The sequence below is a fragment of the Kitasatospora sp. NPDC059817 genome (assembly GCF_042731835.1).
Classification (GTDB): Bacteria; Actinomycetota; Actinomycetes; order Streptomycetales; family Streptomycetaceae; genus Kitasatospora.
In genome coordinates, this window is the sequence record NZ_JBHWIR010000133.1 from 2,775 (window position 1) to 10,896 (window position 8,122).

Below are 8,122 nucleotides of genomic sequence, written 5' to 3' on the forward strand. Positions count from 1 at the left end.
CGCCATGAGCCCGGGCCCCGGCAGCGCGGGGGGCCCTCTCTCGTGCGTTCGGCGGATCAGCCGCTGAACTCCTCCTGGCTCCGGTGCGCCTGCTCCAGCAGGGTCTGCACGCCGGCCAGCTCGTTCTCCAGCTTGGCGATCCGGCCGGCGTTGCCGGCGGCGCGGGCCTTGTCCAGATCGGCCCGGATCTTGTCGGCCTTCGCCTCGAACAGGCCGACCATGCCGGCGGCGCGCGCCTTGGCCTCCGGGTTGGAGCGCTTCCACTCGGAGTCCTCGGCCTCGCGGATGGCCCGCTCGACCGTGTTCAGCCGGCCGTCCAGCTTCGGACGGGCGTCGCGCGGCACGTGCCCGATCGCCTCCCAGCGCTCGTTGACCTCGCGCAGCGCCGCCTTGGCGGCCTTCAGGTCGGTGATCGGCAGGATCGCCTCGGCCTCGACGGCCAGCGCCTCCTTGAGCTTCTGGTTGGCCACCTGCTCGGCGTCCCGCTCGCTGAACACCGCGGAACGGGCCTGGAAGAAGACGTCCTGCGCGCCGCGGAAGCGCGCCCACAGCTCGTCCTCGATGTCCCGCTGGGCCCGGCCGGCGGACTTCCAGCGCGCCATCAGGTCGCGGTAGGCGGCCGCGGTGTCGCCCCACTCGGTGGACGAGGACAGCGCCTCGGCCTCGGCGACCAGCGCCTCCTTGGTCTGCCGGGCCTGCTCGCGCTCGGCGTCCAGGGTCGCGAAGTGCGCCTTGCGGTGCTTGGAGAAGACCGAGCGGGCGTGCGAGAAGCGGTGCCACAGCTCGTCGTCGCTCTTGCGGTCCAGCCGGGGCAGGCCCTTCCAGGTGTCCACCAGGGCGCGCAGCCGGTCCCCGGCCTCCCGCCACTGGGTGGACTCGGCGAGCTGCTCGGCCTCGGAGACCAGCGCCTCCTTGGCGGTGCGGGTCTCGTCCTGGGCCTTGGCGCGAGCGGCCTTGCGCTCCTCGCGCCGGCTCTCGATCTCGCCGGCGAGCGTGTCCAGCCGCTTGGCCAGGGCGGCCAGGTCGCCGACCGCGTGCCCCTCGGTCACCTGGGCGCGCAGGTGGTCCAGCGCGGCCTGGGCGTCCTTGGCGGCCAGGTCGGTGGTGCGCACCCGCTTCTCCAGCAGGCCGATCTCCACCTCGATGCCCTGGTACTTGCGCTCGAAGTAGGCGAGGGCCTCCTCGGGCGAGCCGGCCTGCCAGGAACCCACGACGCGTTCGCCGTCGGCCGTCCTGACGTAGACCGTGCCCTGCTCGTCGACACGGCCCCACGGGTCGCTGCTCATAGCGCGTCCTCCACATGACGTCGCGCCCGCGCCGGGGCGGCGCGCGTCCGTCGTCCACAGTTGATGTGCGGCGGACCGATGAGTCCGCCGTCCCCGTCCGCCGTGACTTGCTGCCGAGGGTGACGGCCAGGCGGGTACGGGCACCCTGATACAACGCCAACATAGGCGACCGGCCCCGGTGCTGTCCGCATCCGGGCCGGGCGATTTCGGGCCGGGGCCGCGCCGAGGCGCTTCGGGCGCCCCTTGTGGGCGGCCCCGGGAGATCTCAACTCTTTGCCGTGGTCACCGAGTTGAAGGTGACGTCGGCCATCGGGTGGCCGTCCGGGGCGCCCTCCAGGGTGCCCGCGGCGGCGATCTTCTGCACCGCGTCCAGGCCCCCGGTGATCTTGCCGAAGGGGGTGTAGTTCGGGGGCAGCTGGGTGTCCTTGTAGACCAGGAAGAACTGGCTCCCGTTCGTGCCCGGGCCGGAGTTGGCCATCGCCACGGTGCCCGCCGGGTAGGTCGCGCCGGTCAGGTTCTCGTCCGCGAACTTGTACCCGGGGCCGCCGGTGCCGCCCGGGACGGTCGCGCTGGCGGTCGGGTCGCCGCACTGGAGCACGAAGATGCCGTCGGTGGTGAGGCGGTGGCACTTGGTGTGGTCGAAGTACTTCTCCCCGGCCAGGAAGACGAAGGAGTTCACCGCGTGCGGGGCCTTGGCCGCGTCGAGCGCGAGCGTCACCTTGCCGCAGTTGGTGTCCAGCGTCGCGGTGTACGAGCCGCCCGCGTCGAGCGCCATGGCCGGCTCGGCCTGCCACTGCTTGCCGTTCGGCGCGCCCGGCGCCGGATCGGCGCAGCCCTCGACCGGCTTGCGGGTCGGGGTGGTCGGCTCGGCGCTCTGGCTCGGCGCGGCCTTGGCGGAGGAGGCGGCCGAAGCCGACTTGTCCTTGTCCGAGCTGAACGCCCCGGTGCCGACCAGCGCACCGCCGCCGGCCAGCACCACGACGGCGAGCGCGGAGCCCAGGATCGTGTTGCGGCGCCTGCGCGCGGACCGCGCGGCGACCCGCCGCTCCATCTGGCGCTCGTACTTCTCTCGGGCGAGCTGCCGCCGCCGCTGTTCGCTGCTGACCACCGGCCGTGTCTCCTACGGATGTGCTGGGAAAGTGGATGGGTACCGAAGCGGATCATCGCATCCATCGGCGGCCAAGTGTAGGGACCGGGCCTGTAAGAACGCGGTGAACCTGTCAGTGCGAACCGCGCGCGCCACCCCTATCTGGTTCGCAACCGCACCCGCACCGCCGGTAGGCTGCCTTTACCTCACTGGTTTGCTGCATGACTGGTGGCTGCATCCGACCCGGCAGCCGCGACCGTAGCCGCCACTGCCGACCGCATCACGAAGGACGCGCGTGTTCATCGCCGGATTCCCCGCTGGAGCCTGGGGCACCAACTGCTACCTGGTCGCCCCGGCGGCTGGCGAGGAGTGCGTCATCGTCGATCCCGGCCACCAGGCGGCGCGCGGTGTCGAGGAGATGGTCCGCGAGCACGGGCTCAAGCCCGTCGCCGTGGTGCTCACGCACGGCCACATCGACCACGTGGCCTCGGTGGTCCCGGTCTGCGGCGCCCGCGGCGTCCCGGCCTGGATCCACCCCGAGGACCGGTACATGATGTCCGACCCGGAGAAGGCCCTCGGCCGCGCCCTGGGCACCCAGCTGATGGGCGAGCTCACCGTCGGCGAGCCCGACGACGTGCGCGAGCTCACCGACGGCGCCGTGCTGGAGCTCGCCGGCCTGCAGCTCACCGTGGACCACGCCCCGGGCCATACCGGGGGGTCGGTGACCTTCCGGACGCCCGGTGCCGAGGACCTCCCCCCGGTGCTGTTCTCGGGCGACCTGCTGTTCGCCGGCTCCATCGGGCGTACCGACCTCCCGGGCGGGGACAGCGAGGCGATCATGCGGTCGCTGGCCCGGGTGTGCCTGCCCCTCGACGACACCACCGTGGTCCTCTCCGGCCACGGCGGACAGACCACCATCGGCCACGAGCGCGCCACCAACCCCTACCTCCGACAGGCAGCAGGGGCGGCCGGCGCCCAGGCTTTCCCGCGACGAGGAATGTGACGGAAGAGAAGTTGAGCACCTTCACCGCCCCCAAGGGCACCTACGACCTGCTGCCCCCCAGCTCCGCGACCTTCCTGGCGATCCGCGAGCGCATCGCCGCGCCCGCCCGCCGGGCCGGCTACGGCTACGTCGAGACTCCGGTCTTCGAGGACGTGAAGCTCTTCTCCCGCGGCGTCGGCGAGTCCACCGACATCGTCAGCAAGGAGATGTACAACCTCACCACCCGCGGCGGCGACGAGCTCGCGCTGCGCCCGGAGGGCACCGCCTCGGTGCTGCGCGCCGCCCTCCAGGCCAACCTGCACAAGCAGGGCAACCTGCCGGTCAAGCTCTGGTACTCCGGCTCGTACTACCGTTACGAGCGCGCCCAGAAGGGCCGCTACCGCCAGTTCTCCCAGGTCGGCGCCGAGGCGATCGGGGCCGAGGACCCGGCCCTGGACGCCGAGCTGATCATCCTCGCCGACGACGCCTTCCGCTCGCTGGGCGTACGCGACTACTCGCTGCTGCTCAACAGCCTCGGCGACAAGCAGTGCCGCCCGGTCTACCGCGCAGCCCTGGTCGAGTTCCTCGCCGGCCTGGACCTGGACGAGGACACCCGCCGCCGCGCCGACATCAACCCGCTGCGCGTCCTGGACGACAAGCGCGAGTCGGTGCAGGCCCAGCTGGTCGACGCGCCCAAGCTGCGCGACTACCTGTGCGAGGAGTGCAAGGCGTACGACGAGAAGGTCCGCGAGCTGCTCACCGCGAACGGCGTGGCCTTCGTCGACGACCCGAAGCTGGTCCGCGGCCTGGACTACTACACCCGCACCACCTTCGAGTTCGTGCACAACGGCCTCGGCGCCCAGTCCGCGATCGGCGGCGGCGGCCGCTACGACGGCCTGTCCGAGATGATCGGCGGCCCGGCGCTGCCGTCCGTCGGCTGGGCCCTCGGCGTGGACCGCACCTTCCTGGCGATGGAGGCCGAGGGCATCGTCCTCGACCTGCCCGCCGCGACCTCCGTGTACGCCGTCGCGCTCGGCGAGGAGGCCAAGAACGTCCTGTTCGCCAAGGTGGTCGAGCTGCGCCGGGCCGGCGTCGCCACCGACCTCGCCTTCGGCGTCAAGAGCATCAAGAACGCCATGAAGTCCGCCGACCGGTCCGGCGCCCGCTTCGCCCTCGTGGCCGGGGACCGGGACCTCGCCGACGGCGTCGTCCAGCTCAAGGACCTGACCACCGGCGAGCAGAACCCCGTCGCCCTCGACGCACTCGTCACCACCCTGAAGGAGAAGCAGCTGTGATCCGCACGCACGACGCGGGCACGCTCCGCCCGGAGCACGCAGGCACCACCGTCACCCTGGCCGGCTGGGTCGCCCGCCGCCGCGACCACGGCGGTGTCGCCTTCATCGATCTGCGCGACGCCTCCGGCACCGTGCAGATCGTGGTCCGCGACCTCGACTCGGTGCACGGCCTTCGCGCCGAGTACTGCGTCAAGGTCGTCGGCGACGTCCGGGTGCGCCCCGACGGCAACGAGAACCCGGACATCCCGACCGGCGCGGTCGAGGTCGTCGTCAGCGAGATCGAGGTCCTCTCCGAGGCCGCCCCGCTGCCCTTCCCGGTCGCCGAGTACGAGCCGGGCACGGTCAACGAGGAGGTCCGGCTGCGCTACCGCTACCTGGACCTGCGCCGCGAGGGCCCGGCCAAGGGCCTGCGGCTGCGCTCCAAGGTGAGCAACATCATCCGCCGGGTGATGGAGGAGAACGACTACCTCGACATCGAGACGCCGTACCTCACCCGCTCCACCCCCGAGGGTGCCCGCGACTTCCTCGTCCCGGTCCGCCTGCAGCCCGGCCACTGGTACGCGCTGCCGCAGTCGCCCCAGCTGTTCAAGCAGCTGCTGATGGTGGCCGGCATGGAGCGCTACTACCAGATCGCCCGCTGCTTCCGCGACGAGGACTTCCGCGCCGACCGGCAGCCGGAGTTCACCCAGCTCGACATCGAGGCCTCGTTCGTCGACCAGGAGGACATCCTGGCCCTCGGCGAGAAGATCGTCGGCTCGATCTGGCGCGAGGTGCACGGCTACGAGCTCCCCAACCCGCTGCCCCGGATGACCTACGCGGACGCCATGGCCCGCTACGGCTCCGACAAGCCGGACGTCCGCTTCGGACAGGAACTCACCGACCTCACCGAGTACTTCAAGGGCACCGCGTTCCGCGTCTTCCAGGCCCCGTACGTCGGCGCCGTGGTGATGCCCGGCGGTGCCTCGCAGCCCCGCAAGGCGCTCGACGCCTGGCAGGACTGGGCCAAGGCGCGCGGCGCCCGCGGCCTGGCCTACGTCGTCATCGACGCCGAGACCGGCGAGCTGCGCGGCCCGGTCGCCAAGAACCTGTCCGAGGAGCACCTGGCCGGCCTGGCCGCCGCCGCGGGCGCCAAGAACGGCGACGCGATCTTCTTCGCGGCCGGCAAGCAGCGCCCCTCGCAGGAGCTGCTGGGCGCCGCCCGCCTGGAGATCGGCCGCCGCTGCGAGCTGATCGACGCGTCGCAGTGGGCCTTCCTCTGGGTCGTCGACTTCCCGATGTTCGAGCCGATCGAGGACGACAAGGGCGAGTTCCAGGGCTGGCACGCGGTGCACCACCCGTTCACCGCCCCGACCGCCGAGTCGCTCGCCACCTTCGACACCGACCCGGGCTCGGCGCTGTCCAACGCCTACGACCTGGTCCTCAACGGCTCGGAGCTGGGCGGCGGTTCGATCCGTATCCACCAGCGCGACGTGCAGAAGCGGGCGTTCGACGCGATCGGCCTCTCCGAGGAGGAGGCGGCCTCGCAGTTCGGCTTCCTGCTGGACGCCTTCAACTACGGCCCGCCGCCGCACGGTGGCGTCGCCTTCGGCCTCGACCGCATCGTCACCCTGCTCGGCGGGTACGACACCATCCGCGACGTCATCGCCTTCCCGAAGACGTCCACCGGCGGTGACCCGCTGACCGGCGCCCCGACCCCGATCACCCCGGCCCAGCGCCGGGAGGCCGGCGTGGACGCCAAGCCGAAGCTGCGCGAGGACGCCGCGAAGTCCGACGCCTGACACCGGATCCGCTAACCTTCAACGGCCCCGGACGGTCCACCCACCGTCCGGGGCCGGTCCACAATGACGTGTGACACAAGGAGGGTTGACTCATGCAGGTGATCACAAGAGTCGAGTGTCCGGATGACGTCCCGGCGACCAGACGCGTCCACATGGCCGCGTTCCCCGGCCCGGACGAGGCGGACCTGGTCGACGCGCTGCGCCGCGATCCGGCCTGGCTGCCCGAGCTGTCGCTGGTCGCGGTCGACGAGGCCGGGCTGGTGATCGGGCACGCGCTGCTGACCCGGCTGCGGGTCGGCGAGGACGGCGCGGGCCTCGCGCTCGCGCCGGTCGCCGTCGCGCCGGAGTGGCAGCGCAAGGGCGTCGGCGAACTCGTCGTCCGGGCCGCGCTGTCGGCGGCCGAGAAGGCGGGGGAGAAGCTCGTGGTCGTCCTCGGCGACCCGGAGTACTACGGGCGGTTCGGCTTCAGCGCGGCCGGACGGCACGAGATCAGCGGGCCGTTCGAGGTGCCGGACGCCTACTTCCAGGCGCTGCCGCTGCCCGCGTACGACGGCGCTCCGCGCGGGCTCTGCCGCTACCCCGAGGCCTTCGTGGCGGTGTAGACCGTCAGTTCGGTTCCACCGACCGCGTGCCCACCCGGGGCTCCGTTTTCACCAGGGGCTCCGTCCCACCCGACCTTCCCAGCCGGCCGAAGGGGACCGTGACCCGGCAGCTGCGCACGAACGCGGCCATCGCCGGCGTGAGTTCGCGGTCCTTCGGCCAGTACAGCCCGACCCTGCTCGGGCTGAGCCCCCGTACCGGCCGGTACGCGACGTCATCCCGTACGGCCAGCCGGCTCATCGTCTCCGGTGCGAAGCCGACGCCCTGACCGCACACCACCGCGGCCAGCCACTCGTCGGTGTTGTGCGCCACCGCGCCGATCCGCACCGGACGCCCGCCCCGCTCCCGGCCCGCCAGCCAGTACTCGCGCCAGTGCCCGGCCTCGTGCGGTATCGCCACGAACGGCTCGTCCAGCAGGTCCTCGACGGACAGCTCGGCCCGGTCCGCCAGCCGGTGCCCGGCCGGCAGCGCCACGACCCGCGCCTCCTCGCCGAGCACGGCGACGTTGTAGTGCTCGACCAGCCACGCCGGGCCGTGCCAGAGCGTCAGGTCGATCTCGCCGGTGGCCAGGCCCGAGGTCGGGTCGAACCAGTTGTTCTGCCGCAGCTCCACCTGCCAGCCGGGCATCCGCCGGGCGAAGTCGGCGACGGTGCTGCGGGTCATCAGATTGATGATGCCGCCCTCGAACCCCACGCGCAGCACCGAGCCCTGCTCGGCGGCGGCCGCCCGGGTGGCCCGCAGCGCGTCCTCCCAGCCGGCCAGCATCGCCCCGGCGTAGTCCGCCAGCGCCCGCCCGGCCGGGGTGGGCGCCATGCCGCGCCGCGAGCGCTCGAACAGCTCGACCCCGAGCAGCGACTCCAGCTGGCGGATCTGCTTGGTGAGCGTCGGCTGGGAGACGAACAGCCGGGCCGCGGCAGCGGTCAGCTGCCCCTCCTCGCAGACCGCGGCGAAGCTGCGCAGCAGGCGGGTGTCGACATCCATGCCCCAAGGTTATGGAACCGGATATTGGACCCGTCCGGCAGGTGTGGGCCAAGGTTGATCGTTCGGCGTTCGCGCCGACCGGACGGGGGAGCGCGGCAGCGGCGGTTCAGGGG

At 72.3% G+C, this 8,122-nt stretch carries 7 protein-coding genes; 4 read left to right on the top strand and 3 right to left on the bottom strand.

Annotation, left to right across the window (positions count from 1 at the left end; genetic code table 11):
* Positions 1–56 precede the first annotated feature (56 nt).
* On the bottom strand, positions 57–1,286 hold the full coding sequence (locus ACFV61_RS25130; RefSeq protein WP_063346801.1) for a DUF349 domain-containing protein: 1,230 nt from the start codon (positions 1,284–1,286) through the stop codon (positions 57–59).
* A 265-nt stretch (positions 1,287–1,551) separates the two neighbouring features.
* A complete protein-coding gene (locus ACFV61_RS25135) occupies positions 1,552–2,394 on the bottom strand; it encodes a peptidylprolyl isomerase (protein ID WP_380493999.1) in 843 nt (280 codons plus the stop codon).
* Positions 2,395–2,668: 274 nt separating this feature from the next.
* Here ACFV61_RS25135 and ACFV61_RS25140 point away from each other — a divergent pair, with 274 nt between their 5' ends.
* The 4 genes from ACFV61_RS25140 to ACFV61_RS25155 all read left to right on the top strand — a co-directional run bounded on the left by ACFV61_RS25140 (position 2,669) and on the right by ACFV61_RS25155 (position 7,030).
* The gene (locus ACFV61_RS25140) at positions 2,669–3,376 is read left to right on the top strand and encodes an MBL fold metallo-hydrolase (RefSeq protein ID WP_063346799.1); all 708 of its coding nucleotides are present in this window, start codon (positions 2,669–2,671) and stop codon (positions 3,374–3,376) included.
* An 11-nt stretch (positions 3,377–3,387) separates the two neighbouring features.
* Positions 3,388–4,650 (top strand): histidine--tRNA ligase, encoded by a 1,263-nt coding sequence (hisS, locus tag ACFV61_RS25145; RefSeq protein WP_063346798.1) that lies wholly within the window; start codon positions 3,388–3,390, stop codon positions 4,648–4,650.
* Positions 4,647–6,428 carry an aspartate--tRNA ligase gene (aspS, locus tag ACFV61_RS25150; RefSeq protein WP_063346797.1) on the top strand — a complete coding sequence of 594 codons (1,782 nt, stop codon included), beginning with the start codon at positions 4,647–4,649 and terminating at the stop codon, positions 6,426–6,428. The genes hisS and aspS overlap by 4 nt, the downstream gene beginning before the upstream one ends.
* A gap of 92 nt (positions 6,429–6,520) precedes the next feature.
* Positions 6,521–7,030 (top strand): GNAT family N-acetyltransferase, encoded by a 510-nt coding sequence (locus ACFV61_RS25155; protein WP_063346796.1) that lies wholly within the window; start codon positions 6,521–6,523, stop codon positions 7,028–7,030.
* Positions 7,031–7,034: 4 nt separating this feature from the next.
* On the opposite strand, the gene ACFV61_RS25160 is transcribed toward ACFV61_RS25155, so the two are convergent.
* Positions 7,035–8,009 (bottom strand): LysR family transcriptional regulator, encoded by a 975-nt coding sequence (locus ACFV61_RS25160; RefSeq protein WP_380344267.1) that lies wholly within the window; start codon positions 8,007–8,009, stop codon positions 7,035–7,037.
* Between the last annotated feature and the right edge of the window lie 113 nt (positions 8,010–8,122).

What these genes read in the sequence shown, in the direction of transcription:
- ACFV61_RS25130 (WP_063346801.1), bottom strand. Translation starts at nt 1,286, where the DNA reads ATGAGCAGCGACCCGTGGGGCCGTGTCGACGAGCAGGGCACGGTCTAC.
- ACFV61_RS25155 (WP_063346796.1), top strand. Translation starts at nt 6,521, where the DNA reads ATGCAGGTGATCACAAGAGTCGAGTGTCCGGATGACGTCCCGGCGACC.
- ACFV61_RS25160 (WP_380344267.1), bottom strand. Translation starts at nt 8,009, where the DNA reads ATGGATGTCGACACCCGCCTGCTGCGCAGCTTCGCCGCGGTCTGCGAG.